Here is a 26,006-nt window from a genome sequence, read left to right as displayed (position 1 = left end):
GCGGAGAGACGCTGCAGACGACTCGTCACGGTCGCGGCAGCGGACCCGCGTACCTGAGCTGGCACGGAGTCGACGACGAGCACGGGGAGATATCACATGACGGTTCTGGAGGACATCGTCGCGGGAGTCCGCGAGGATCTTGCGGAGCGCCAGGCGAAGACCACCCTGGACGAGCTGAAGGAGCGCGCCGCCCGCGCGCCCGGCGCCCTCGACTGCGTCAGCCGCCTCAAGGCCGAGGACGCTGTCGCTGTCATCGCCGAGGTCAAGCGGTCGAGCCCCAGCAAGGGGAACCTGGCGGCCATCGCGGACCCGGCCTCGCTCGCCTCGGAGTACGAGAAGGGCGGCGCGGCCGTCATCTCGGTGCTGACCGAGCAGCGCCGCTTCAACGGCAGCCTCGCGGACCTCGACGCGGTCCGTGCCAAGGTGGACATCCCCGTCCTGCGCAAGGACTTCGTCGTGACCCCGTACCAGGTCTGGGAGGCTCGGGCCCACGGCGCGGACCTCGTCCTGCTGATCGTCGCGGCCCTCGAGCAGACGGTGCTGACGTCGCTCGTCGAGCGGGTCCACTCGCTCGGCATGACGGCTCTCGTCGAGGTGCACACGCTCGACGAGGTCACGCGCGCGATCGACGCGGGTGCCCGGGTGATCGGGGTCAACGCGCGCGACCTCAAGACGCTCGAGGTCGACCGGACCACGTTCGCACGACTGGCCCCGGCCATCCCGGACGAGCTGGTCCGGATCGCCGAGTCGGGTGTCCGCGGACCGCACGACGTGATGGACTACGCACGGTCGGGGGCGCACGCCGTCCTCGTCGGCGAGGCCCTGGTCACGGACGACGCTCCGCGCGCCTCGGTCGCCGACCTCGTGGCGGCGGGCTCGCACCCGTCCCTGTGGTCCGTCCGGCCCTGATCCCACCCCAGACAACGTAGATCCCGCACCGAGGAGGTCAGGCCGCGTGCCCGACGCAACACCTTCCCTGCAGAACCAGCAGGGCCCGTACTTCGGGGACTTCGGCGGACGGTTCGTCCCGGAAGCGCTGATCGCCGCGCTCGACGAGCTCGAGGCCGAGTACCGCAAGGCGGTCGTCGACCCGACGTTCCAGGAAGAGCTCGCCCGGCTCCACCGCGAGTACACGGGCCGCCCCAACCCCCTGACGGAGGTGCCCCGCTTCGCGGAGCACGCCGGGGGAGCGCGGGTGTTCCTCAAGCGTGAGGACCTCAACCACACCGGCTCGCACAAGATCAACAACGTGCTCGGGCAGGCCCTGCTCGTCAAGCGCATGGGCAAGAAGCGCGTGATCGCCGAGACAGGGGCCGGGCAGCACGGTGTCGCCACGGCCACGGCCGCCGCACTCATGGACCTCGAGTGCGTGGTCTACATGGGCGAGGAGGACACCGAGCGCCAGGCGCTCAACGTCGCGCGCATGCGGCTCCTCGGCGCGACGGTGGTCCCGGTGACCATCGGTTCGCGCACGCTCAAGGACGCGATCAACGAGGCGCTGCGCGACTGGGTCGCGAACGTCGACTCGACGCACTACCTGCTGGGGACCGTGACCGGCCCTCACCCGTTCCCGGAGATGGTCCGCGACTTCCACCGGATCATCGGCGAGGAGGCGCGCGCTCAGATCCTCGACCGGATCGGTCGGCTCCCCGACGCCCTCGCGGCGTGCGTGGGCGGCGGGTCGAACGCGCTCGGCCTGTTCAACGCGTTCCTCGACGACAAGGACGTGGCGCTCTACGGCTTCGAGGCCGGAGGAGAGGGCGTCTCGACGGGCAAGCACGCGGCCCGGTTCAGCGGGGGCGCTCCCGGGGTGCTCCACGGTGCCCGGTCCTACCTGCTCCAGGACGAGGACGGGCAGACCCTGCCCAGCCACTCGATCTCGGCCGGGCTGGACTACCCGAGCGTGGGCCCGGCCCACTCGTGGCTGCACGACCTGGGCCGAGCGACCTACGAGCCCGTCTCGGACGTCGAGGCCATGGAGGCCTTCCGGCTCCTGTGCCGTACCGAGGGGATCATCCCGGCCATCGAGTCGGCGCACGCGCTCGCCGGTGCGCTGCGGATCGGCCGTGAGGCACGGGCCGCGGGCAAGGAGGACACCGTGATCCTGGTGAACCTCTCCGGGCGCGGGGACAAGGACGTCGCGACGGCGGCACGGTGGTTCGACCTGATCGACGCGGACACCGTGGTCGACGGCGAAGGGAGCAGCTTGTGAGCGCGACCGTCGGAGGCGTCCAGGCGCCCCATCGCACCGCGGCGCTGATCGAGGAGCTGTCCGCCCAGGGGCGCGCTGCCCTCATCGGCTACCTGCCCGTGGGCTACCCGAGCGTCGAGGGGACGGTGGAGGTCGCGAAGGCGCTCGTCGAGTCCGGCGTCGACATCATCGAGCTCGGCCTGCCCTACACGGACCCCGTCATGGACGGTCCCGTCATCCAGCGGGCGGTCGAGCACTCGCTCGAGGCCGGTACGCGCGTCCGCGACGTCTTCACGGCCGTCCAGGCCGTGGCTGCGCTGGGCGTGCCGGTCCTGGTCATGACCTACTGGAACCCGGTGCTGCGCTACGGCGTGGAGAGCTTCGCACGCGACCTGGCCGCGGCCGGTGGCGCCGGGCTGATCACGGCAGACCTCATCCCGGACGAGGCGGGGGAGTGGATCGCAGCCGCGGACGCCCACGGTCTCGACAAGGTCTTCCTCGTCGCCCCAAGCTCGACCCCCGAGCGCCTGCGCCTCACGGCTGCTGCCTCGCGCGGCTTCGTCTACGCGGCCTCGACCATGGGCGTGACCGGGGTCCGGTCCGAGGTCGGCAGCAAGGCCGAGGAGCTGGTCGCGGCGACGCGGGCAGCGGGCGGCGAGCACGTGTGCGTCGGTCTCGGCGTCTCGACCGGCGCGCAGGCCGCGCAGGTCGGTCGCTACGCCGACGGCGTGATCGTCGGTTCCGCGTTCGTCCGCCCGCTCCTGGGCGACGAGCCCTGGGAGGAGCGGCTCGAGAAGGTGCGCGAGGTCGCTCGCGACCTCGCGCACGGCGTCCGCTCCGCTCGGTCGAGCGACGAGACCTCCGGGAAGGTGACGTCATGAACGGGCTCGTGTCCGCCGTCGGGCCGCTGGTCGCCTCGATCCCCAGCCCGTCCCAGCACACCTGGTACCTGGGGCCCTTCCCGCTGCGCGCCTACGCGCTCGCGATCCTCGCCGGTATCGCCGTCGCGGTGTGGCTCACCCGCAAGCGCTGGGCCGAGCGCGGCGGCGACCCCGACGACGTCCTGGAGATCGCGTTCTGGGCCGTGCCGTTCGGGATCGTCGGCGGGCGCCTCTACCACGTCATCTCGACGCCGGACCCGTACTGGGGACCGGACGGCGACCCGCTCAAGGCGCTGCGGATCTGGGACGGCGGCCTCGGGATCTGGGGGGCCATCGCGCTCGGCGCGGTGGGTGCCTACATCGGCTGCCGCCGCCAGAAGGTGAGCTTCGCGGCGTTCGCCGACGCGCTCGCACCAGGGCTGCTGCTCGCCCAGGCGATCGGCCGGCTCGGCAACTGGTTCAACCAGGAGCTGTTCGGCAGCGCGACCACGCTCCCGTGGGGTCTGCAGATCTCCGACCAGTACCTCCCGGCAGGCTACGAGTCCGGGACGCTGTTCCACCCGACGTTCCTCTACGAGCTCCTGTGGAACGTCGCTGCGGCGTTCCTGCTCATCTACCTCGACCGTCGCTTCAGGTTGGGTCATGGTCGGGTATTCTGGCTGTACGTTCTCTTCTACACGCTTGGCCGCGTGTGGATCGAGATGCTTCGCATCGACACGGCCGAGCTGGTGCTCGGCCTCCGACTGAACGTCTGGACCTCCATCCTGGTCGGAGTCGGTGCGTTGATAGCGTTTATCGTTATCGGGCGCCGACACCCAGGGCGCGAAGAGACAGTATCGCTCGATGCTGCGGAGCCCGAGCAGGCAGGTGCTGGCCGACCCGACCCAGGTCACTGAGGCACCCGTCTTTTCATAGGCGAACCCGCTGGACAACCGTCCAGATGGTTCAGTCATGTCCGTTGGGCCGATGAAGTCCCACAATCCCCCAAGTTGGATCAAAGCCCGGCCCATGGCCGGGCGCCTGTGAGGACGGTGTTGATGACCACGCCGCTGCACCGGGCTGCTGCGCCTTCGGCACAGGGCCTGTATGACCCTGTGGCCGAGCACGACGCGTGCGGCGTCGCCTTCGTGGCGACGCTCCGCGGCACACCCGGACGCGACATCGTTGACGCGGGGCTCACGGCCCTGCTCAACCTGGACCACCGCGGCGCCGTCGGCGCCGAGGAGAACAGCGGAGACGGGGCAGGCATCCTGACCCAGATCCCCGACGCCTTCGTGCGGGACGTGGTCGACGTGGACCTCCCGCCGGCCGGGCACTACGCGATCGGCATGGCCTTCCTTCCCCAGGACGCGGAGGCCGCCGCCGAGGTCGTGCGACAGGTCGAGGCCATCGCGGCCGAGGAACGACTCGTCGTCCTCGCGTGGCGCGACGTCCCCGTGACCGCCGACCTCGTGGGGCCGAGCGCGCGGGCCTCCATGCCGACGTTCCGCCAGCTCGTCGTGGCGGACCTGACGCGGGAGCTGTCCGGGCTCGACCTGGACCGGCGCACCTATCGCCTGCGCAAGCGCGCCGAGCACGAGCTCGGTCTGTTCTTCGCCTCGTTGTCGTCCCGCACGCTCACCTACAAGGGCATGCTGACCGTCGCGCAGCTCGAGCCGTTCTTCCCGGACCTCTCGGACCCGCGCTACGCGAGCGAGCTCGCGCTCGTCCACTCGCGCTTCTCGACCAACACGTTCCCGTCCTGGCCGCTCGCGCAGCCGTTCCGCATGATCGCGCACAACGGCGAGATCAACACGGTGCGCGGCAACCGCAACTGGATGGCCGCGCGTCAGGGCATGCTCGCGAGCGACAAGCTGGGCGACCTCGCCCCGCTGCTGCCCGTGTGCTCCGAGGGGTCGAGCGACTCGGCGAGCTTCGACGAGGTGCTCGAGCTCCTGCACCTCTCGGGCCGTTCCCTGCCTCACGCCGTCCTCATGATGGCGCCCGAGGCCTGGGAGAACCACGCCGAGATGGACCCGGACCGCCGAGCCTTCTACGAGTACCACTCCACGCTCATGGAGCCGTGGGACGGGCCCGCCTGCCTCAACTTCACCGACGGGACCCTCATCGGTGCCGTGCTGGACCGCAACGGGCTGCGCCCGGGGCGCTACTGGGTGACCGAGGACGGCCTCGTCGTCCTGGCCTCCGAGGCCGGCGTCCTGGACCTCGACCCGGCCACGATCGTCCGCAAGGGGCGCCTCGAGCCGGGGCGCATGTTCCTCGTCGACACCGGTCAGGGCCGGATCATCGAGGACGAGGAGGTCAAGGGCCAGCTCGCCGCCCAGCGCCCCTACGCGCAGTGGGTCGCCGAGAACTCGGTCTACCTCGAGAACCTGCCCGAGCGCGAGCACGTGGCGCACAGCCCCGCCTCGGTCCAGCGTCGTCAGCGCGCCTTCGGGTACACCGAGGAAGAGCTGCGGATCCTGCTGACCCCCATGGCGAGCACGGGCGCCGAGCCGCTCGGCGCGATGGGGACGGACACGCCCATCGCGGTGCTGTCCAGCCGTCCTCGCCTCTTGTTCGACTACTTCACGCAGATGTTCGCGCAGGTGACCAACCCGCCGCTCGACGCGATCCGCGAGGAGCTGGTCACGTCGATCGGCGGTGCGATCGGTCCTGAGCCGAACCTCCTGGACGACAGCCCGCTGCACGCGCGCAAGCTGATCCTGCCCTTCCCGGTGCTGGACAACGACGAGCTCGCGAAGATCCTGCGCGTCGACCGCGACCCGGGCCTCGAGGGCATCTTCCGGGCTGTCACGGTCAAGGGGCTCTACCCCGTCAGCGGCGGGGGAGAGGCTCTGCACGCGCGGCTCGAGGAGATCTTCGCCGAGGTCGACGCCCACGTCGCCGACGGCGCGAGCTTCATCGTGCTCTCCGACCGCGACTCCAACCAGGAGCTCGCGCCCATCCCGTCGCTGCTCCTGTCGAGCGCGGTGCACCACCACCTGCTGCGCAGGCACACCCGTACCCAGGTCTCGCTCGTCGTGGAGGCCGGGGACGTCCGGGAGGTGCACCACGTGGCGCTCCTCATCGGCTACGGCGCCGCGGCGGTCAACCCGTACCTCGCGATGGAGTCCGTCGAGGACCTCGCCAAGTCCGGGTTCGTCACGGTCGAGCCGGAGAAGGCGGTCAAGAACCTCATCAAGGCGCTCGGCAAGGGCGTCCTGAAGGTCATGAGCAAGATGGGCATCTCGACCATCTCCTCGTACCGCGGGGCACAGGTCTTCGAGGCGCTCGGTCTGTCGCACGAGCTCGTCGCGGACTACTTCGCAGGCACCACGAGCCGTCTGGGAGGCATCGGTCTCGACGTGCTCGCGGCCGAGGTCGCGGCCCGTCACGCCGAGGCCTACCCGGCCTCGGGCAACCATCAGGCGCACGTCCGTCTCACCACGGGCGGCGAGTACCAGTGGCGCCGTGACGGCGAGGAGCACCTGTTCGACCCGGAGACGGTCTTCCGGCTGCAGCACGCGACGCGTGAGCGCCGGTACGACATCTTCCGCCAGTACACGCAGCGCGTCGACGACCAGTCGACGCGTCTCATGACGCTGCGCGGGCTCCTGGAGTTCAAGGACGGTCAGCGCCCGGAGATCTCGATCGACGAGGTCGAGCCGGTCAGCGAGATCGTCAAGCGCTTCAACACGGGCGCCATGTCGTACGGCTCGATCTCGGCCGAGACGCACGAGACCCTGGCCATCGCCATGAACCGCCTGGGTGGTCGCTCGAACACGGGCGAGGGCGGCGAGGAGCCGGAGCGTCTGTACGACCCGGAGCGTCGCTCGAAGGTCAAGCAGATCGCCTCGGGCCGGTTCGGCGTCACGTCGGAGTACCTGACCGCGGCGGACGACATCCAGATCAAGCTCGCCCAGGGTGCCAAGCCCGGCGAGGGCGGTCAGCTGCCCGGGCACAAGGTCTACCCGTGGATCGCCCGGACCCGGCACTCGACGCCGGGCGTCGGGCTCATCTCGCCGCCGCCGCACCACGACATCTACTCGATCGAGGACCTGGCGCAGCTCATCCACGACGCCAAGAACGCGAACCCGTCGGCTCGTGTGCACGTCAAGCTCGTGAGCGAGTTCGGCGTGGGGACGGTCGCGACCGGTGTGTCCAAGGCGCACGCGGACGTCGTCCTCATCTCGGGGCACGACGGCGGCACGGGCGCGAGCCCGTTGACCTCGCTCAAGCACGCGGGCACCCCGTGGGAGCTCGGCCTGGCCGAGACCCAGCAGACGCTCGTGCTGAACAACCTGCGCGACCGCATCGTGGTGCAGGTCGACGGGCAGATGAAGACGGGCCGCGACGTGGTCGTCGGTGCGCTGCTCGGTGCCGAGGAGTTCGGCTTCGCGACCGCTCCCATGGTCGTCTCCGGCTGCGTCATGATGCGCGTGTGCCACCTGGACACCTGTCCGGTGGGCGTCGCCACCCAGAACCCCGAGCTGCGGGCACGCTTCACGGGCAAGCCCGAGTTCGTCGTGAACTTCTTCGAGTTCATCGCCGAGGAGGTGCGCGAGCACCTGGCACGCCTGGGGTTCCGGTCGATCGAGGAGGCCGTGGGCCACGTCGAGGCGCTCGACACCCGGCAGGCGATCGAGCACTGGAAGGCGCAGGGTCTCGACCTCGCGCCCGTGCTCGAGAAGCCTCAGCCGCTCGAGGGCTCGTCGCTGCGCAACACGACGACCCAGGACCACGGCCTCGACAAGGCGCTCGACAACCAGCTCATCACGCTGGCCGCCGACGCCCTGGAGAACCGCGAGCCGGTCCGGATCGCCCTGCCGATCCGCAACGTCAACCGCACCGTGGGCACCATGCTCGGTCACGAGGTGACCAAGCGGTACCGCGGCGAGGGGCTGGCCGACGACACGATCGACGTCTCCCTCACGGGGTCCGCCGGTCAGTCCATGGGGGCGTTCCTGCCCCGCGGCATCACGCTGCGTCTCTTCGGCGACGCGAACGACTACGTGGGCAAGGGCCTCTCGGGTGGACGCATCATCGTCCGTCCGGACCGCTCGGCAGTCCTCACGGGGTCGAGCAACGTCGTGGCGGGCAACGTCATCGGCTACGGCGCGACGTCCGGGCAGATCCTCCTGCGCGGGCTCGTGGGCGAGCGCTTCGCGGTCCGCAACTCCGGGGCGACGCTCGTCGTCGAGGGGGTGGGCGACCACGGGCTCGAGTACATGACCGGTGGTGCGGTGCTGATCCTCGGCCCGACCGGACGCAACCTCGGCGCGGGCATGTCCGGAGGGACGGCCTACGTGCTGGACCTGCGGCCCGCGGCCATGAACACCGCTGCGGTCGCGACGGGCGAGCTCCTGCTCGACCCGCTCGACGACGCGGACGCGGCTCTCGTCGAGGGCCTGGTCCGCACGCACCTGGAGGAGACGGGCTCGACGGTCGCGGCCGAGCTGCTCGAGGACTTCGACGCTGCGCGTGCTCGCTTCACGCGCATCCTGCCCGCCGAGTTCGCCCGCGTGCGCAAGGCGCTCGCGCAGGCCGAGCTCGACGGGCTCGACCCCGCCGCTCCCGGCGTGTGGGACCAGATCTTGGAGGTGGCTCGTGGCTGATCCCCGTGGATTCCTGAAGGTGCGGGAGCGCGAGCTCCCGCCCAACCGTCCGGTCGAGGTCCGGCTGCGCGACTGGCGCGACGTGCACGAGCACCTGGTCGAGGGGCAGCCGTTCCTCAAGGAGCAGGCGGGCCGCTGCATGGACTGCGGCATCCCGTTCTGCCACCAGGGCTGCCCCCTCGGGAACCTCATCCCCGAGTGGAACGACCTGGTCTGGCGCGACCAGTGGGCCGAGGCCAGCGAACGGCTGCACGAGACCAACAACTTCCCGGAGTTCACGGGACGTGTGTGCCCGGCGCCGTGCGAGTCGAGCTGCGTGCTCGGCATCAACCAGCCGGCCGTGACCATCAAGAACGTCGAGGTCTCGATCATCGACGAGGCGTTCGCCCGCGGGCTGGTCACGCCGCAGGTGCCGCAGCGTCTGACGGGGTCGACGGTCGCGGTCGTCGGTTCGGGGCCCGCGGGCCTGGCCGCGGCCCAGCAGCTCACCCGTGCCGGTCACACGGTCGTCGTCTACGAGCGTGACGCGGCGATCGGCGGTCTGCTGCGGTTCGGCATCCCGGACTTCAAGCTCGAGAAGCTGCACATCGACCGTCGCCTGGCGCAGATGGAGGCCGAGGGCACCCGCTTCCGCCCGGGCGTCGAGATCGGCGTGGACATCACCTGGGACGAGCTGCGACGTCGCTTCGACGCCGTGGTCCTCGCGACCGGCGCGACGGTCCCGCGTGCCCTGCAGGTCCCGGGCAACGACCTCCCCGGCGTGCACTTCGCCATGGAGTTCCTGCACCAGGCCAACACGGTGGTCGCGGGCGGCGTGGTCGAGGACCAGATCCTCGCGACGGGCAAGAACGTGATCGTCATCGGTGGCGGCGACACCGGCTCCGACTGCCTGGGCACCTCGCTCCGGCAGGGGGCGGCGAGCGTCACGACGCTCGCGATCGGCAAGAGGCCGCCGCTCGAGCGTTCGGCGACGCAGCCCTGGCCGACCGACCCGATCCTCTTCGAGGTCTCCTCCTCGCACGAGGAGGGGGGCGAGCGGGCCTACCTGGCGTCGACGGTCGACTTCCTGGCGGGCGAGGACGGTCGGGTGCGCGCCCTGCGCGTCGCCGAGACCGAGTACCTCCCGGACGGGCGTCGCGTCCCGAAGGCCGGCACCGAGAAGGAGATCCCTGCCGATCTCGTGCTCGTGGCCATGGGCTTCACGGGACCGGAGACCCAGACGCTCTCGGCGCAGTCGGAGATCGGGCTCACGGCTCGTGGCCTGGTCGCACGCGGCGACGACTTCGCGACCACCGTTCCCGGCGTGTTCGTCGCCGGTGACGCGGGACGCGGGCAGTCGCTCATCGTGTGGGCCATCGCCGAGGGTCGTGCCGCGGCCGCGTCGGCCGACGCGTACCTGCAGGGACGCACCGAGCTCCCTGCCCCGGTGCGCGCATCGACCGTGTCGCTGAGAGCATGACAAGAGTGTGAGACGCGCCCCGGCGTCCGCGAGGACGTCCGGGGTGGAGACGGGGCCCAGGCAGGGGCCCGAGGCGGTCCGGTTCCGCCGGACACGAAGGAACAACGAGGCTGGAGAAATGCGCAGAGCAAAGATCGTTTGCACCATCGGACCCGCGACCGAGTCGAAGGAACAGCTCCGGGCGCTCGTCGACGCCGGGATGGACGTGGCGCGGATCAACCGCAGCCACGGCAGTGCCGAGGAGCACGAGGCCGTCTACCACGGCGTGCGCGAGGCCGCGACGGCATCGGGCCGTTCCGTGGCTGTGCTCGTCGACCTCCAGGGGCCCAAGATCCGCCTGGGTCGCTTCGGCGGCGACGAGAAGCACTGGCTCAACGAGGGCGACACCTTCACGATCACGACCGAGGACGTCGTGGGCACCAAGGAGCTCGTCTCCACGACCCACAAGGGTCTGCCCGGGGACGCGCGCGTCGGCGACCCGATCCTGATCGACGACGGCAAGGTGCTCGTCCGCGTCACCGCGGTCGAGGGCCCCCAGGTCGTCACCCGTGTCGAGGTGGCCGGACCGGTCTCCAACAACAAGGGTCTGAACCTGCCGGGTGTCGCGGTCTCCGTGCCGGCGCTGTCCGAGAAGGACCGCGACGACCTGCGCTGGGCGCTCCGCCTCGGTGCGGACATCATCGCGCTGTCGTTCGTCCGTTCTGCGGCCGACTTCGACGACGTCAAGACGATCATGGACGAGGAGGGCCGCTCGGTCCCCGTCATCGCCAAGATCGAGAAGCCGCAGGCCGTCGAGAACCTCGCGGAGATCATCGACGCGTTCGACGGCGTCATGGTCGCCCGTGGTGACCTCGCGGTCGAGCTCCCGCTCGAGCAGGTCCCGCTCGTGCAGAAGCGCATCGTCGAGCTCGCTCGTCGCAACGCCAAGCCGGTCATCGTGGCGACGCAGGTGCTCGAGTCCATGACGAACTCGCCGCGCCCCACGCGCGCCGAGGCGTCGGACTGCGCCAACGCGGTCCTCGACGGGGCCGACGCCGTCATGCTCTCGGGCGAGACGAGCGTGGGCGACTTCCCGATCCTGACGGTCGAGACCATGGCCCGCATCATCGAGGCGACCGAGGAAGCCGGCCGTGAGCGCATGGCGCCGCTCGGCTCGACCCCGCACACGCGCGGTGGCGCCATCACGCGTGCCGCTGCCGAGATCGGTGAGGTCCTGGGTGCGAAGTACCTCGCGACCTTCACGCAGTCGGGCGACTCGGCGCGACGCATGTCGCGTCTGCGCTCGTCGATCCCGCTGCTCGCGTTCACGCCGCGCGAGCACGTGCGCAACGTCCTGTCGCTCACGTGGGGCACCCAGTCGTACCAGGTGCCCGAGGTCGCGAACACCGACGCGATGGTCGGCCAGGTCGACACGACCCTGCAGGCCAACGGCCTCGCCGAGGTCGGCGACCTCGTGGTCGTTGTCTCGGGCGCCCCGGTGGGCCAGCCCGGCACGACGAACTCGATCCTCGTGCACCGGATCGGTGACAGCACGGACGTCTGATCCGCGCTGACAGTTCGACGACGGCCCCGGTGGCCGGCTGCGCTCCTCGCGCGACCGGCCACCGGGGCCTCGTCGTTGCGGAAGGAGGGCATGCTCGGGCGATGCTCCACCGACAGGACCGACCGACAAGGCCCCCGAGAATTGCCTGGGGAGCCGGCGCGCGCAGCGGCTAGTCTCCCGGGATGCGCTTCCTCCCCTCGTCTCTCGACCCCGCGGTGGTCGCCTCGATCGACGACCGCCTCGAGACCCTCACCGTGACCGAGCGCGTCGCGATCCCGTGGGCGGTCGAGAGCGGGAGCAGGGCGTGGGGCTTCCCGTCGCCCGACAGCGACTACGACTGCCGGTTCGTGTACGTCCGCGCTCCCGAGGACTACCTCGGGCCGTGGCCGCGCCGCGACGTCCTGGAGACCCCGCTCGACGCGGTCCTCGACGTCAACGGCTGGGACCTCGTCAAGGCGGTGCCGCTCCTGGTGAAGGGGAACGCGACGATCGTCGAGTGGTTGGAGTCAGGGATCGTGTATCGCGGCGACGAGGACTTCCGCGACGGTCTGCGGGCGCTCGCCTCCGACGTCGTCGACCGTGGAGCCCTGGTCCGGCACTACGCGTACCTCGGCAGTCGGCAGCGCGACCGGTGGGAGGGCGGTGACGTCTCCCTCAAGAAGGTCTTCTACGCGTTGCGGCCCGCCGCGGTGCTGCGGTGGCTGCGGGTCCACCCGGACGCGAGCAACCCACCCCTCGACCTGCTCACCCTGCTCGCGCAGGGGGAGGCCTCGTCGACCGTGCAGGATGCCGTCGGCGAGCTCGTCGCGCTCAAGGCCGTGACCCGCGAGATGGGGACGGGAACGGCCGGTGCCGCGATCGGCCGGTTCGTGACCGAGGAGCTCGAGCTCGCGCACGGCGGGACGCGAGGTCTCGAAGAAGCGCAGTGCTCGCGGGGCGAGGCGCGCGAGCGCGCAGAGCAGTACTTCCGGGCTGCGGTCCGGACGTTCGCTCCGGCGGACCTCGTCGGGGCCTGACGCCCTCGCGTCAGGCCCCGAGCGCCAGGTGCACCGCGAGCGCGAGGATCACCAGGCCGCCCACGGCAGCGGTGACGCGCTGGCCGGTGTCGTTCGTGAGGGCGCGCCCGAGCACAGCGCCACCACCGGCGACGAGCATCTGCCAGCTCGCGGACGCGACGAACGCCGCGAGCACGAAGACCGCTCGCTCCGCGCCCGTCGCGTCGGGGCTCAGCGCGCCACCGGCCACGAGGACGGCGAAGTAGATCACTGTCGCAGGGTTGACCAGGGTGAGGCCGAGCAGCGTCGCGTAGGCCCGCACGGGAGTGGTGTCGGCGGTCGCCGGACGGGGCGTGGCGCCGTCGGGCAGGACGCGCTGGAGCGCGGGGCGGAACGTGCGCCACGCGAGGAAGGCGAGGACCGCGACCGACGCCCAGGTCAGCGGCGTGCGGACGGCTGCGACGAGCGGGGCGACGACGGCCCCCGCGACGACCGCGACCGTCGCGTAGATGCCGTCGGCCGTCGCGGTGCCGAGGCCCGCGGCCGCCCCGACCGCGAAACGTGTGCGGGCGGTGAGCGTCACGAGGTAGACGGCGATCGCGCCCACCGGGATGGCGATCGCGTAGCCCGCGACGAGCCCGGCGAGCAGTGCGCTCGTCATGGCACCGGGCGAGGTCGCCGGGGCCGGAGCTCCTGCTGCCTGCCCGCTGGTCGCGTGGTCGCGGCGGGCAGCGGCACGAGGAGGGGCGTCGTCGGCATGGATCGAGGATCGCGCGCAGTACGGGGAAGGTCAAGGGATATCGGCTCGCCGTGTGAGGTCCGGTACCTGTCCGGAATGGGCGTGCTGCCGGTGCCGCGCGGGACGTCAGCCGAGGAGAGCCGCGGCGGCCGCGGCCCCCACCGAGGCGCCGAGCACGAGTCCCGTCACGACCTCGCGGCGGGAGTGGTCGTGCACCGCGAGGCGGGAGAGCCCGACGACGACCGCGACGGCCAGGAGCGCGGCCGCCAGCCACCAGGACAGGGCCGTGGAGACGCCCGCGGCGACCGAGAACACGGCGGTGTGCACCGAGGCGCGCACGAACGGGGTGACCAGGGCGATCGCGACGATCCCCGCGAGGTAGGCCGCGAGGAGCCGGGGGAGCAGGGGAGGTGCTCCCGCGAGGTGCAGGACGAGGATCGCCGTGACCTCGATGACGAGGAGCCCCGCGAAGACCACGAGGCGCTGGGCCCGGGGGCGCACGTGACGGGACTCCAGGACCTCGGCCCGCGCGAGCCCGTGGACGAACAGGTAGGGCAGCCCGCCGCAGAGCAGGACCGCGAGCACCACGTAGCGCGCGCCGGCCAGACCGGGCGACGCGTACAGGGCCGCGGCCAGGACGAGAGCCGCGACCGTGTAGCCCGGCGCGAGGACCTCCGTCACGACGACGGCCCAGCGGGGTGGGGCAGCGGTGACCGCCGCTCCGGCCGGGGGCGTCATCGCGGCTCCTGCTCGGTGCCGAGGACTCCGGCGAGCACGACCGCGCGCTTCTCGCTCGTCTGCTCACGGAACGCCCTGCCCAGGTGGCGCAGGGCGTGGTCGTCCTCGGCCCAGGCGCTCCAGTCCGCGGGGACCTCTGGTCGCTCGTCCATGCCGCGCCGGGTCGCGGCGAGGTCGATCTGCAGCGCCCGCAGCACGGGCTCGGGCGCGTCGCCGACCAGGGTCCGGACCTGCGCGGCGTCCTGGGGGGCCGAGTAGCGGGCCAGCGTCGCGAGCGCGTCCATGATCTCGATGGTCCGGTGGTACTCGGCGACCTCGGGGCGCACGGACGACAGGCGGGACTCCGCGACGGCGTCGACCAGGTGCGCGTGCAGCGCGCTCAGGTCGGCCCGGCGGCGTCGCCGGGTCCGAGCGGCCGAGAGCAGGTGCCCCATGATCCCGAGCGTGAGCAGGATGCTCGACGCCGCGATCAGGTACCGCGTGCGGATCCCGAGGAGCCGGTACTGCTCGATCGCCCCCGGCTCCTGCAGGACGATGTTGACGGCGCTCAGGAGTGCCCACAGCACCCCGACGAACGCACCCGCGGCGGCGAGGTCCATGCCCCAGCGGTCGCTGCGGGGACGGTCCTGCCGGTTCCGGACGGTCGAGACGCCGAACGTCGCCGTGGCCCAGAGGAACGCCCCGTAGTACGCGGCCCAGTACAGGGCCATCCAGGGCTTGCCGCCGGTCTGCAGGTCGAAGTCCTGCCGCTCCCACGGGCCGTTGAGCGCGAAGACGAGCACGAGCACCCCGACGACCCCGACGATCCCCGAGGCGAGGTACGTCGGACGAGGCCGAGGCCCCTGGGTGCCCTGGACCCACGCCGCGATGCACAGGCAGCCGGCGACGAGCAGGGCGTGCTTGGCGAGCTCGTGGGCGCCGGGGGGCGCGTGCTCGAGCAGGAACGACTCGACCTGGCTGATGCGCAGCGCCGAGGCAGCGGCCACGAGCGCGAGCCCCCAGGTCAGGGCGTAGTCCCCGCGGTGCTGCGATCGGTGGCGCAGAGCCGTCCAGAGCGCGGCCCCGGCGAAGAGAGCGAAGGCGAGCAGGGTCACCGGTACCGCTCCATGCCGGCGAGGCGGTGGGCGACACCGCCCGTGGCCTCGATCGACATCATGAGCTCGCTCGCGATCGACTCGGCACGGTGCTCGACCGGGTCCTCGTAGCGGTTGCGCCGCTGGGGTCCGGGCGGCGGGGCGTCGGGGTCGTCGCACGCGTCGAGGATGTGGACCAGCTCGTGCGCGATGATGTGGTGCCGGTGGCGCTCGGACAGGGTCGCCTCGGAGTTGACGATGATCTTCTCGCCGTCGGGCATGCTCAGCCACATCCCCGAGATCCCCTCGCCCAGTGGGCCGTCGACGACGTCGATGGGCCGCTCGCGCAGGGTCGCGACGATGCGCCGGGCGTCGTCGATGCTGCGGGCTCGGTCGAGTCCTGCCGCGGTCAGGCGGGTGCGATGCTCGTTCACGACTCGTCGACGGGATCGACGGCCGGGAGCGACTGCATCCGGCGCATCTGGTCCAGGAGCTGGGTCACGGCGCGCACGTTCTCCGCGGACAGGCCCTCGGCGCGCAGCGCGAAGGCCTCGACGCCGTGGTCGTTGAGGGCGAGCCGGAGCTCCTTCTTGGGGTCCTCTCCCGTGTCGAGGAGGTCCTTGGGCTCGACGCCGAAGTACGCCGCGAGGCCTTCGATGATGCGCAGCGAGGGCGAGGTGCGGTGGCCGCCGCGGAGCGCGCTGAGGTAGGCCTCCTTGACGGCGTAGCCGTGCTCCGTCATCCAGTTCGCGACCTCGCGGTTGGTCGCGCCGCGTCCGGCACGCTGTCGGGTCGCGAAGAGCTCGTTGAGTCGGTGCTGGAACGCGCGGCTGAGCCGCTCGCCCGGAGGGTTCTCGTGTGTCGTCACCACTCGATTGTCCCAGGAACGGGCGGGTGCTGGTCGCACTCCGCAGGGAGAGATCTCACAGGCCCGACGGCGGGGCTCGCCGCGACCGGTCCGGTGCCGCGCGGGCTGGGCTGGGTGGACGTGCGTGGGGTGCGGACGGGGATCAGGGGCACCGTTCGTGACGATGTGGTGCAGTTCACATGAGAGCTCTCTCATCTGCGGGAACTTCGACCTCGAGGCGACTTTGCCGTCAGTAGAGTACGGGTGTCGTAGCTCGTGACGGTCGAGGCCTTGGGGGTCGTGCGTCCCGTCCGAGCGCGCCCGCGCGGCGCTTCCGGGGGAGCAGGGGGTCCCCGGAAGGCGCCGCTGTCGGTTGCGCACGAGCGGCCCGCGGCGACCGCCGCTCCCACGTGCGGGCGGCGCGACGCGCTCCCACGGCGAGGCCGGCTCCCGAACGCCACCAGGACCAGGCCGGTCGGCCTGTCGGTGAGCCGGACGATCCCCCGAGCCCGGCTTCCGACGGCTTCCCCGCACCGCCGTGGTTCCCCTGCGCCCGGCCCCAGGAGGACGCGTCGCTGGTCGGTCCCCGGCCGGGGCGCGCGACAGTTTGTGCGCCAGAACCGACAGGTTATGCAAACCGGCTCGGCGCCTCGGCGGGTGTGGGCTGTGATGAGTTCGTTACCAGTCGCCCTCGGGCGCCACCCACCGGTCGTCGGGCGTCGCAGCCCTGCGCGGAGGTGGTCGCGACCCGGGACGTCGTCCACGCCTTCTCCGCATCGACGGTGAGGGCGAGCGGCCTCGTCCCTGCGACAGCTCGTGGACAGTCGAAGGAGACACGCAGGTGGACAGACCGAACGGCATCAGGGAGACGCGCGTGCTCAGGTCGTGGAACGACTTCTCGGAGAGGCGTCCGGCCGTCGCGCAGTTCGTCGTCTTCTCGCTCCTGAGCACCGGCATGACCGTGCTCCAGCTGGCGCTCATGCCGCTGATCAAGTGGATCTTCACGATGACGCCGCTCGTGGAGCAGTCGTTCCAGGCGTTCGCCGTGAACACGAATGCCGACGGCTCGACGTTCTTCATCTTCGACTACGCGGCGGGGGCGCTGCCGGACGGCGGCGGGGGGCTCGCCTACTTCCTGGCGGTGCAGATCACCCTGCTCGTCGCCCAGGTCATCAACTTCTTCGCCCAGCGCAACATCACCTTCAAGTCGAGCACGAACATCTGGCGCGCGGCGGCCTGGTACACGGTCGCGTACGTGGTCATCACCTTTGCCGCCGCAGCGCTCCAAGGGTTCTACAAGGACCCGATCTACCAGTTCATGGTCGAGCGCTGGGGCAGCACGGGGGAGGCCGGGGCCGACGTCGTCACGATGATCGTCAACGCGCTGATCTCGGTCGTCGTGTACTTCCCGATCCTCAAGATCATCTTCAGGCAGGAGCCCGGGCCGGGTAGCGACGGTGACGGCGACTCCGGCCCGGTGCCGGACGCCGTCGAGCGGGTCCCTGCCCACGCGACGTAGTCCCCGTCCCGGCGCCGGACCGTCCGGACGAGCAGGCGAGACAGAACCACACCAGTACACCCGCGAGCCGCACACGTGCCGCGGGGCGAACGGAAGCAGACCATGACGGAAGAACTGACGACGCTCGAGAAGGCCGCACTCCTGAGCGGGGAGAGCGTCTGGGAGACACGTGCGGTACCGCGGCACGGGATCCGGACGCTGTGGCTGTCCGACGGGCCTCATGGCGTCCGCAAGCAGACGGGCTCGGCCGACCACCTCGGTCTCGGCGCCTCGCAGCCCGCGACCTGCTTCCCGACCGCGGCCACGGTCGCCAACAGCTGGGACCCCGAGCTCGCGCGGTCCGTGGGTGAGGCGCTCGGTGCCGAGGCCGCCGACCAAGGGGTCGACGTGCTCCTCGGTCCGGGGCTCAACGTCAAGCGCAGCCCGCTGTGCGGGCGCAACTTCGAGTACTTCTCCGAGGACCCGCTGCTCTCCGGACGTCTCGCGGCAGGCTACGTGCGCGGCATCCAGTCGCGCGGCGTCGCGGCCTGCCCCAAGCACTTCGCGGCCAACAGCCAGGAGCTGCGTCGCATGACGAGCGACTCCGTGGTCGACGAGCGGACGTTGCGCGAGATCTACCTGACGGGCTTCGAGGTCGTCGTCCGTGAGTCCGCGCCGTACTCGATCATGTCGAGCTACAACCTGCTCAACGGCACCTACGCCAACGAGAACCCGTTCCTGCTCCAGCAGGTCCTGCGCGACGAGTGGGGGTTCGACGGGGCCGTCGTGACCGACTGGGGCGGTGGCAACGACGCGGTCGAGGCCGTGCGTCGCGGCGGGACGCTCGAGATGCCGTCGCCGGGGCTCGACTCCGCCGCGCAGATCGTGGACGCAGTCGGTCGAGGCGACCTCGACCTGGCCGACCTCGACGCGCGGGTCGAGGAGATGAAGGTCCTCGTGAGCCGGATCGGGGGAGCGAGCCGCGAGGTCGACCCTGACGCCCACCACGAGCTCGCGCGCACCGCTGCCGAGCAGAGCGCCGTGCTGCTGCGCAACGAGGACCGTATCCTGCCGCTCGCCGCGGGCACCCGGGTCGCGGTCGTGGGCGACTTCGCGTCCACGCCGCGCTACCAGGGGGCCGGCTCCTCGGTCGTCAACCCGACCCGGCTCACGACGGCGCTCGACGCGCTCGCCGGCTCCGACCTCGAGGTCGTCGCGACCGCACAGGGCTTCACGCGCGGCGGGGCGTCGGACCCGACGCTCGTCGCCGAGGCCGTCGACGCGGCCCGGTCGGCCGACGTCGTCCTGCTCTACCTGGGGCTCGACGAGATCAGCGAGTCCGAGGGCCAGGACCGCTCGCACCTGCGGCTTCCCTCGAGCCAGGTCGAGCTCCTGGCGCGGATCTCCTCGGTCACGAGCCGGATCGTCGTCGTCCTCAGTGCAGGTTCGGTCGTCGAGGTGCCCTGGCTCTCGCAGTGCTCCGCCCTGGTCCACGGCTACCTCGGCGGGCAGGGGGGCGCCGAGGCGGTGGCCCGGGTGCTGACCGGTGCGGTGAACCCGTCCGGTCGCCTCGCGGAGACGTACCCCGTCCGGCTCGAGGACACCCCGACGTACCGCTACTACCCGGGCGAGGGGGTCGACGCCGAGTACCGCGAAGGCCCCTACGTGGGCTACCGCTACTACTCGAGCGTCGGTGCGCCGGTGGCCTTCCCGTTCGGGTTCGGGCTGAGCTACACCACGTTCGCGTACGCGGACCTCGAGGTCGACGCCGAGGGCGTGACGTTCACCCTGACCAACACGGGGGACGTCGCGGGAGCCGAGGTCGCGCAGCTGTACGTGGGCCGACGGGAGACCGACGGCGTGCACCGCCCCGTGCGCGAGCTCAAGGGCTTCGCGAAGGTCCACCTCGAGCCGGGGGAGTCTCAGCGCGTGCGCATCGCGTTCGACCGCTTCACCTTCCGCCACTTCTCGACGGCGACGGGAACCTGGGAGACCGAGGGCGGCACGTGGTCCCTCGAGGTCGGCTCCGACGTCGAGACCGTGCTGCTCGCGGCCGAGCACGTCCTGACGGGAACCGCTCCCGGCGCTGCCGCGACGGCCGTGCCGCAGCAGTACCGGACCGGTGCGGTCACGGACGTGCCCGACGACGTGTTCGCTTCCCTCCTGGGTCGCCCGCTGGCAGCCAGGGGCCGAGCGACCGGGCCGCTCGGGGTCAACAGCCCCCTGTCGGACCTGGAGCACGCGCGCAGCCCCCTGGCCCGGCTCGCATACCGCGAGCTGGCGCGACGGATCGCCCGCGCCGAGGCCAAGGGCACCCCCGACCTGAACCTGCTGTTCCTGCGCGGGATGCCGTTCCGCGCCATCGCGAAGATGACGAACGGCGCCGTGAGCATGGACATGGCCGCCGCGCTGGTCACGATCGTCAACGGCCGCTTCTTCCGGGGCGTCGGAGACCTCGTCTCGGCGTTCTTCCGGAACCGACGGTCCACCCGCCGCATGCGCTCCGAGCTGGCGCGCCGATGAGCGGCGAGACGGAGGCGGCCCCGACGCCGACCCCGGAGACGACGTCGACGACCACGGCCCAGACCCCGCTCTCCGGGGGCAAGCCCCGGATGTTCGGTCGGTTGCGGGTGGGGTGGTCGTCGTTCGCGGAGCGTCGGCCGGGGTTGGCTCAGTTCGTGGTGTTCTTCGTGTTGAGCAATGGTGTGACGGCGTTCGGTCGGTTGCGGGTGGGGTGGTCGTCGTTCGCGGAGCGTCGGCCGGGGTTGGCTCAGTTCGTGGTGTTCTTCGTGTTGAGCAATGGTGTGACGGTGTTGCAGCTGGCGTTGATGCCGGCGTTCAAGGCTGTGTTCGGGATGACGTCGTTGGTGGACACGAGCTTTCAGGTGTTGGCGGTGGGGTCGAATCCGGATGGGTCGCCGTTCTACCTGTTCGACTATGCCGCGGGTGGGTTGCCTGAGGGTGGGGGTGGGTTGGCGTACTTCTTGGCGGTGCAGGTGACGTTGTTGATCGCGCAGGTGATCAACTTCTTCGCTCAGCGCAACGTGACGTTCAAGTCGAACACGAACATCTGGCGGGCGGCGTTCTGGTACACGGTGGCGTACGTGGTGATCACGTTCGCGGCGGCGGCGTTGCAGGGGTGGTACAAGGCGCCGGTGTACGAGCTGTTGATCGACACGTGGGGGATGGGTAAGACGGGGGAGACGGTGGCCGACATGGTCACGATGATGATCAACGCCGTTCTATCCTTCTGGGTGTTCTTCCCGATCTTCAAGGTCATCTTCAAGCGTGAGCCCGAGCCCGCTGAGATGCCTGACCCGGCTGGGCCTGGTGGGTCTGCTGGGGTGGATGTGTCGTCGGCCCGTGCGGGCCAGGAAGTCTGAAGAGTGTTGTCCTGATGAGCAAGCTGTTGACGATCGTGGTGCCGTGCTACAACTCTGCGGCGTACATGGAGCGGTGCATCGAGTCGTTGTTGCCTGGTGGTGACCTGGTCGAGATCTTGATCGTGAACGACGGGTCCTTCGATGCCACGGGGGAGGTCGCGGACCGGTACGCGGACGCGTATCCGGGGGTGGTGACCGCGATCCATCAGGTCAACGGTGGGCACGGGGCGGCGATCAACACCGGGCTCGGGCACGCGTCGGGGCGATTCATCAAGATCGTGGATTCTGACGACTGGCTCGACCTGGACGCCTACCGCCGGGTCCTGGAGACGTTGGGCGGGTTCGCCGCGGCCGGGACCGGGGTGGACGTGCTGGTCTCGAACTTCGTCTACGAGAAGGTCGACAAGCGTAAGAAGACCGCGGTGCGTTACACCAACGCGCTGCCCAGGAACCGGGTCATGGGCTGGGACCAGGTCGGACGTTTCCGTAAGTCGCAGTACATCTTGATGCACTCGTTGATCTACCGCACCGACCTGTTGCGCGAGGTGGGTCTGGTCCTGCCCGAGCACTCGTTCTACGTCGACAACCTCTACGCCTACGCGCCGCTGCCCGCGGTGCGGACCTTGTACTACCTSGACGTGGACCTGTACCGGTACTACATCGGGCGCGCGGACCAGTCCGTCAACGAGGACGTCATGATCTCGCGGGTGGATCAACAGCTGCGYATCAACCGCGCCATGATGAACCACCTGCGCGCGGTGCGCGCCGACCCTAGCGCTCCCCGGGCCYTGCAGCGCTACATGCTGCACTACATCAACATCGTGAGCATGGTCTCCTCGATGCTGCTGCTGCGCTCGGGMACSCCCCAGTCCCTGGCCAAGAAGGACACCTTCTGGGCCGAGGTCCGCACCCAGGACCCCGCCCTGTACCGGCGCCTGCGTCGCACGACCTTGCACCAGATCTCCAACCTGCCCGGACGCCCCGGACGCGGCATCTCCGTCCTGGCCTACAAGACCGCCCAACGCGTCATCGGCTTCAACTGACGNGACCTTGCACCAGATCTCCAACCTGCCCGGACGCCCCGGACGCGGCATCTCCGTCCTGGCCTACAAGACCGCCCAACGCGTCATCGGCTTCAACTGACGGCACGCCCACGCGTGGGGACCTTGGCCGGCGGACAGCAGGAGATCCCCCGGTGGTGTTTTCGTGTAGCCACCACCATTGTGGTGGCTACACGAAAACACCACCCTCCTCTCGGAGGAGGAGACCTGGGCTCCTGGGCACCTGGGCACCCGGCCCCGTATCAGGGGCCTCGGACCTCAGCGCTCGGGGAGCGGGATCAGGGCCCGCACCACGAACCACCCGGACTCCGCGTGCACCGTGAGGGACCCGCCGTAGCCCTCGACGACCTGGCGCATGTTCCGCAGGCCGTACCCGTGGTTGAGCGCGTCGCCCTTGGTGGTGCGCGGGATCCCGTCGTCGAACTCCAGGTCGCCCACGTGGTAGTTCTCGAAGCGCACCAGGACGAGCGAGTTCTGGGTGTAGACCGCGACGCGGACGAGGCGGTTCTCCGGGTCCGGCAGGGTCGCGCTGCTCTCGATCGCGTTGTCGAGCGCGTTCCCGAACAGCGCGCTCAGTCCCATGGCGTCCATGAAGGACAGTGCCGCGCCGTCGACCACGCACGTCAGGGTGATCCCGAGCTCGGCGCACTGTGCCGTCTTGGACGTCAGGATCGTGTCGAGCACGGGGTTCCCCGTCTCGACCTGGGCCCCGTAGCCCTGGATGCTCTCCTCGAGCTGGTCGAGGTACGACGCCTTCGCGTCCGGGTCGTTCTCCGACCGGATCGCCGTGACGAAGTGCTTGAGGTCGTGGTACTTGCGGTGGACGATGTCGATGTTCCGCTTGGAGTGCAGGTAGTGCTCGTGCTGGGAGCGCAGCATCCGGTTCATCGCCTCGACCTCGACCGCGCGCTGGAGCTCGAGCCGCTGCCCCTGCTGCGCATAGAGAGCGACGTACCCCGCGAGGTCGACGAGCGTGCGGATGTAGAAGATCTCGGGACCGAACTGCGCGCTGAACGGCGTGTTCGAGCTCACGAAGCTCACGTTGCTCATGAGGAACGTGACGGCGGCGATCGAGGCTGCGCTCAGCAGGCCGCGCCGGTCGACCTCGAGTCGCTGGTCGGGCGGGAAGTGTCTCCGCTCGATGAGGTAGGCCGCGGTGAAGGCCGCGCCGTACACCAGGACCAGCAGCCCCACCTGGATGCCGACCCCCGTGAAGCCCTGGTCCACGGCATAGCTGTAGAGCTGCCAGTGGAGCGACGCGACCAGCTCGGCGAGCACGAACGCGCGCGCCGTGAAGTACCCGGCCTCGCGCGTCGAGACGTCGGCACACACCACGACCACGCCGAACATCGCGGCCACGGCCATCGCCATGCCGGCTGTCCACAGGGCGATCGGCAGCCCGTCCGCGAACGTCTGGACGGCCCACAGGAGGCCCAGGCCCAGGCCGAGGGACAGCGCCAGGACCGGCGGGGTGAACCGCTTGCGCAGGAGCAGGATGTAGACGAGGCACGCGGACCACTCGGCGAAGGCCGTGAAACCGCGGGGGATGTCGGTCGGGAGATCCCCGATCACGCGACGTGCCCTCCGACGTGGTCGGCGAGCGCATCGAGGAACGCGCGCTTGCGCGGGCGGCTGATCTGGAGCTCGTCCCCGCCGAGCATGACGCACGTGCTCTGCTTGACGGCCGTCACGTGGCGCATGTTCACCAGGTAGCAGCTGTTGCTCCGGAAGAACCCCTTCTCGCCGAGGTCGGCCTCGAACGCCTTGAGGGTGCCCGTGAACGAGTACGTCCGGTCGACCGCGTGCACGACCACCCGGTGCTTGATGCTCTCGACGTAGACGACGTCGAGCAGGTCGACGCGGGCCAGCTCGCCGTTCACGGTCAGCATGACCGAGTCGGTCCCGCTGCGCCGGACGCGCTCGATGCTGCGGCGCAGCTCCTGGGAGAACGCGAACCAGGGGACGGGCTTGACGAGATAGCTCAGGGCGTCGACCTCGTAGCCGTGGATCGCGTACTGGGCCATGTTGGTGACGAACACGATGACGACCCGCGTGTCGAGCGTGCGGATGTGCCGGGCGGTGTCCAGGCCGTCGAGGTCGTTCATCTGGACGTCGAGGAACAGGATGTCGAACTCGGGTCGATACCCCGTGACGAGCTCGCGTCCGTCGGTGAACGTGCGGACGTCGAACGTCACGTCGTTCTCCGCCTGGTAGCGATCGAGGTGATCGAGCACGATCTGCCTGCTCGCCGACTCGTCGTCGACCACGCCGATGCGGATCATTGGACTGCTCGACCTCCTCTGGGGTGACCCCCCAAGATACCAAGCATGGACGGGCTGGAATCCGTGCGAACAGGCGGATTCGGGCATCTCATGAGGTGATGCTCGGCGGTGGGGCGGCCGACGTCGCGCCGGGTGCGGCGCCTCCCGCCGAAGTGGCCGTCAGACCGTGTCGTCGGGCGGTGTGCGGGCACCGCCGAAGGGCCCGACAACCCCGGCAGGCCCGGCCGCTCCGGCGGTGCGCACCACGAGTCGCCCGGGCCCGGTCACGCGCGCTCGGGCACGAGCGACCTGGCCTCACGAGGCAGCGGCCTGACCTGACCGGCGAGCGCGAGGCTCAGCACCATGGCCGCGCAGATGGTCAGGAGTGCGTAGCGGCCCCCGATCTCGTCGGCGAGCAGGCCCAGCACCGGGGGAGCGGTGAGCTGGGCGAACGAGCTGAACGACGTCACGACGGACACGCGTGCGGGCGAGCGCAGCGGGTCGTCGGACGCCGCGGCGATCGCGATCGGGTTGGCCAGGGCTGCGCCGCAGCCCCACAGCACGATCCCGCACCATGCGAGCCAGATCTGCGGGGCCAGGCCGAACAGCAGGAGGCCCACGAGGGCCGAGACGCCCGAGGCACGCAGCACCGTGACGCGACCGAACCGGTCGATGAGGCCCGTCCCGGCGAAGCGGAAGACGGTCATGGCACCCACGAACGTCCCGTAGGCCATGGCGCCCACCGCCTCGCGCACCTCGAAACCGTCGACCATGGCGATCGAGAGCCAGTTGCCCGCCGACCCCTCGGACAGCGACGAAGCCAGCAGGACCAGGCCGATGAGGATGGTCCGCGGCTCGCGCCACGCGGACAGGGCCGAGCGCATGCCCGCGCCGCGCCGGGGCGGCTTCTGCGCCGTGGCCCGGACGTCCCGGGCGCCTCGGGCGGTGCTGCCACCGTCGGAGCCCCCGGTCGCACCGGCCGAGGCGGCTCCGGCGGCGGCTCGCGATGCCTCCGCGCCGGACGCGCCGTCCGCCGCGTCGACGACGGCCCCCGACACCGCGGGCTCGGTCGCACCGCCCGCGGGGGACTCGGCGAGGTCGTGCTCGAGGTCGGCCGGGCTCACGCCCGGCGTGGTCGTGGCACCGGCCCGACGCTCGGGAGCGAACACCGTCGCGGGTCCGATCGTCACGGCGCGCGCGACCGCGACCGCGACCGTGACGATCACGAGCTGCACCGAGATGTGGATGTGGGCTGCGGAGAACGCTGCACCCACGAGGGCGCCCGCGCCCGCACCGATCGAGAAGGCCGCGTGGAAGTGCGGCAGGATCGCGCGCCCCACCTGCTGCTCGACGAGCGCGCCGTTGAGGTTGATGGGCACGTTCATGAGCGCACCGCTCACGCCGTTGAGGAAGGCGCCGACCGCGAAGATGCCGACGCTGCCCGCCGCGGTGCCCCATGCGACGAGCAGCAGGGCCACGAGGTTGAGGGCCGTGGCCGCCACGAGGGTGCTGCGGCTGCCGAACCGGGACACGATCGCGCCCGTCGAGACCACCGCGAACAGGGCGCCGACCGCGCCCACGATGAGGATCAGCCCGAGCTGGGCCGAGGAGACCCCGAGCGCGTCGCGGATCGAGGGCAGCCGCGTCATCCAGCTCGTGCCCACGATGCCGAAGAGCGCGAAGAGCGCCATCAACGACCAGCGGGCGCGACCGACTGCAAGGTTTCCTGACATTGGATGA

At 70.7% G+C, this 26,006-nt stretch carries 20 protein-coding genes; 12 read left to right on the top strand and 8 right to left on the bottom strand.

What is annotated here, in order from left to right:
• The first annotated feature begins 96 nt into the window (after nucleotides 1-96).
• The 8 genes from trpC (at nucleotide 97) to ASE15_RS18000 (ending at nucleotide 12,687) form a co-directional block, all read left to right on the top strand.
• Nucleotides 97-909, top strand: a complete 813-nt coding sequence (gene trpC / locus ASE15_RS18035) for an indole-3-glycerol phosphate synthase TrpC (protein ID WP_056646898.1) — start codon at nucleotides 97-99, stop codon at nucleotides 907-909.
• Between the two features lie 46 nt (nucleotides 910-955).
• Entirely contained in the window at nucleotides 956-2,212 is a 1,257-nt protein-coding gene (trpB, locus tag ASE15_RS18030; RefSeq protein ID WP_056764865.1) for a tryptophan synthase subunit beta, read from the top strand.
• Entirely contained in the window at nucleotides 2,209-3,072 is an 864-nt protein-coding gene (trpA, locus tag ASE15_RS18025; RefSeq protein WP_056764862.1) for a tryptophan synthase subunit alpha, read from the top strand. Before trpB ends, trpA begins: the two co-directional genes overlap by 4 nt.
• A complete protein-coding gene (lgt, locus tag ASE15_RS18020; RefSeq protein ID WP_056646889.1) occupies nucleotides 3,069-3,968 on the top strand; it encodes a prolipoprotein diacylglyceryl transferase in 900 nt (299 codons plus the stop codon). The genes trpA and lgt overlap by 4 nt, the downstream gene beginning before the upstream one ends.
• A 141-nt stretch (nucleotides 3,969-4,109) precedes the next feature.
• Complete coding sequence (gene gltB, locus ASE15_RS18015) at nucleotides 4,110-8,669, top strand: glutamate synthase large subunit (RefSeq protein ID WP_056646885.1); 4,560 nt, start codon at nucleotides 4,110-4,112, stop codon at nucleotides 8,667-8,669.
• On the top strand, nucleotides 8,662-10,128 hold the full coding sequence (locus tag ASE15_RS18010) for a glutamate synthase subunit beta (protein WP_056646882.1): 1,467 nt from the start codon (nucleotides 8,662-8,664) through the stop codon (nucleotides 10,126-10,128). Before gltB ends, ASE15_RS18010 begins: the two co-directional genes overlap by 8 nt.
• 118 nt (nucleotides 10,129-10,246) lie before the next feature.
• Complete coding sequence (gene pyk / locus ASE15_RS18005; RefSeq protein WP_056764859.1) at nucleotides 10,247-11,671, top strand: pyruvate kinase; 1,425 nt, start codon at nucleotides 10,247-10,249, stop codon at nucleotides 11,669-11,671.
• 182 nt (nucleotides 11,672-11,853) lie between these two features.
• Nucleotides 11,854-12,687, top strand: a complete 834-nt coding sequence (locus tag ASE15_RS18000; RefSeq protein WP_056764857.1) for a nucleotidyltransferase domain-containing protein — start codon at nucleotides 11,854-11,856, stop codon at nucleotides 12,685-12,687.
• 10 nt (nucleotides 12,688-12,697) lie between these two features.
• Here ASE15_RS18000 and ASE15_RS17995 read toward each other — a convergent pair whose 3' ends face one another.
• From ASE15_RS17995 to ASE15_RS17975, 5 genes are all read right to left on the bottom strand, one after another.
• Nucleotides 12,698-13,327 carry a LysE/ArgO family amino acid transporter gene (locus ASE15_RS17995; RefSeq protein WP_056764855.1) on the bottom strand — a complete coding sequence of 210 codons (630 nt, stop codon included), beginning with the start codon at nucleotides 13,325-13,327 and terminating at the stop codon, nucleotides 12,698-12,700.
• A gap of 204 nt (nucleotides 13,328-13,531) precedes the next feature.
• On the bottom strand, nucleotides 13,532-14,143 hold the full coding sequence (locus tag ASE15_RS17990) for a hypothetical protein (protein ID WP_056764853.1): 612 nt from the start codon (nucleotides 14,141-14,143) through the stop codon (nucleotides 13,532-13,534).
• Nucleotides 14,140-15,237, bottom strand: a complete 1,098-nt coding sequence (locus tag ASE15_RS17985) for a DUF6545 domain-containing protein (protein ID WP_056764851.1) — start codon at nucleotides 15,235-15,237, stop codon at nucleotides 14,140-14,142. The genes ASE15_RS17990 and ASE15_RS17985 overlap by 4 nt, the downstream gene beginning before the upstream one ends.
• Entirely contained in the window at nucleotides 15,234-15,650 is a 417-nt protein-coding gene (locus ASE15_RS17980) for a hypothetical protein (protein ID WP_056646861.1), read from the bottom strand. The genes ASE15_RS17985 and ASE15_RS17980 overlap by 4 nt, the downstream gene beginning before the upstream one ends.
• On the bottom strand, nucleotides 15,647-16,084 hold the full coding sequence (locus ASE15_RS17975) for a hypothetical protein (RefSeq protein WP_056764849.1): 438 nt from the start codon (nucleotides 16,082-16,084) through the stop codon (nucleotides 15,647-15,649). Before ASE15_RS17975 ends, ASE15_RS17980 begins: the two co-directional genes overlap by 4 nt.
• Before the next feature lie 820 nt (nucleotides 16,085-16,904).
• Between ASE15_RS17975 and ASE15_RS17970 the strand changes: the two genes are divergently transcribed.
• The 4 genes from ASE15_RS17970 to ASE15_RS17955 all read left to right on the top strand — a co-directional run bounded on the left by ASE15_RS17970 (nucleotide 16,905) and on the right by ASE15_RS17955 (nucleotide 21,987).
• Nucleotides 16,905-17,582, top strand: a complete 678-nt coding sequence (locus tag ASE15_RS17970; RefSeq protein ID WP_200955890.1) for a hypothetical protein — start codon at nucleotides 16,905-16,907, stop codon at nucleotides 17,580-17,582.
• A gap of 102 nt (nucleotides 17,583-17,684) precedes the next feature.
• Entirely contained in the window at nucleotides 17,685-20,084 is a 2,400-nt protein-coding gene (locus ASE15_RS17965; RefSeq protein WP_056764847.1) for a glycoside hydrolase family 3 C-terminal domain-containing protein, read from the top strand.
• On the top strand, nucleotides 20,081-20,944 hold the full coding sequence (locus tag ASE15_RS17960; RefSeq protein WP_235534539.1) for a hypothetical protein: 864 nt from the start codon (nucleotides 20,081-20,083) through the stop codon (nucleotides 20,942-20,944). The genes ASE15_RS17965 and ASE15_RS17960 overlap by 4 nt, the downstream gene beginning before the upstream one ends.
• A gap of 14 nt (nucleotides 20,945-20,958) precedes the next feature.
• Nucleotides 20,959-21,987, top strand: a complete 1,029-nt coding sequence (locus tag ASE15_RS17955; RefSeq protein WP_056764845.1) for a glycosyltransferase family 2 protein — start codon at nucleotides 20,959-20,961, stop codon at nucleotides 21,985-21,987.
• A 276-nt stretch (nucleotides 21,988-22,263) separates the two neighbouring features.
• Here the strand turns inward: ASE15_RS17955 and ASE15_RS17950 are convergent, their stop codons facing one another.
• The 3 genes from ASE15_RS17950 to ASE15_RS17940 form a co-directional block, all read right to left on the bottom strand.
• Entirely contained in the window at nucleotides 22,264-23,577 is a 1,314-nt protein-coding gene (locus tag ASE15_RS17950) for a sensor histidine kinase (protein ID WP_056648280.1), read from the bottom strand.
• Nucleotides 23,574-24,287: a LytTR family DNA-binding domain-containing protein gene (locus ASE15_RS17945; RefSeq protein WP_056648283.1), complete on the bottom strand. Its 714-nt coding sequence runs from the start codon at nucleotides 24,285-24,287 to the stop codon at nucleotides 23,574-23,576. The genes ASE15_RS17950 and ASE15_RS17945 overlap by 4 nt, the downstream gene beginning before the upstream one ends.
• A gap of 263 nt (nucleotides 24,288-24,550) precedes the next feature.
• On the bottom strand, nucleotides 24,551-25,999 hold the full coding sequence (locus ASE15_RS17940; protein WP_157277275.1) for a sugar MFS transporter: 1,449 nt from the start codon (nucleotides 25,997-25,999) through the stop codon (nucleotides 24,551-24,553).
• Nucleotides 26,000-26,006 lie beyond the last annotated feature (7 nt).

Origin of the sequence: Oerskovia sp. Root22, from assembly GCF_001429135.1 — a bacterium.
Classification (GTDB): domain Bacteria; phylum Actinomycetota; class Actinomycetes; order Actinomycetales; family Cellulomonadaceae; genus Oerskovia; species Oerskovia enterophila.
This window is presented reverse-complemented; position numbering and strand designations above follow the sequence as displayed.